Source organism: Streptomyces mangrovisoli, from assembly GCF_000974985.2.
GTDB classification, from domain to species: domain Bacteria; phylum Actinomycetota; class Actinomycetes; order Streptomycetales; family Streptomycetaceae; genus Streptomyces; species Streptomyces mangrovisoli.
This window is the reverse complement of the sequence record NZ_LAVA02000194.1, coordinates 1-583: the sequence shown is the minus strand read 5'-3', so window position 1 is coordinate 583 and position 583 is coordinate 1. Positions and strand designations below refer to the sequence as shown.

The following is a 583-nucleotide window of genomic DNA, read 5'->3' as shown; positions in this document are numbered from 1 at the left end:
GCACGGCGAGCTGGAGCACGTCGGCGAGGCTGCCGGCATAGCGGTCGGCGACGGCACGGGCGAGGCCGAGGAGTTCGGCGCTGAGCACCGGTTCGGGCGAGACGACCTGGGCGAGCGCGGCCAGCGGGCCGGCGTAGTCGCTCTCGGCGCGCCGCTCGACGAGATAGCCGTCGATGAGGCCGCCGCCCTCGCGGCGGCCGTCGCGCACGCGGTGCCGGCCGGCGCCGAACCTGACCCGGACCCGGACGCCGGGCTGGGCGTCGGCGTCGAGCTCGGCGGGGACGGCGTAGTCGAAGTAGCGGTCGAGGTGCAGGACGCCCTTGTCGACCAGGACGCGCGCCACGGGCAGGGCTGCGGCCAGCTCGGCGCCGCGCCAGGTGCGGGGCTTGGCCCGTGGCTCCTTGGCCTTGCGCACGCTCTCCCGGATGAGCGCGAGCTGCTCGGGCGGTGCCCCCTCGCCGCCCCCCGCGGCCCCGTTCTCGCTGCTCACCCTTGCATTCTTACCTCACGGGGCTGACAACGGGCATGCCTGCGGCTCGCGCTGTAGATATCCGGCTGCGGGCCGGTGGGGGCCGTTCGCGCA

General features: G+C 75.8%; 1 protein-coding gene. It reads right to left on the bottom strand.

Translation table 11 applies throughout. From position 1 onward, the window contains the following. Window positions 1-490, bottom strand: a 490-nt coding sequence (locus WN71_RS39365; protein ID WP_476756018.1) for a primosomal protein N' family DNA-binding protein, incomplete at its 3' end; no start/stop codon positions are given. Window positions 491-583: the final 93 nt, after the last annotated feature.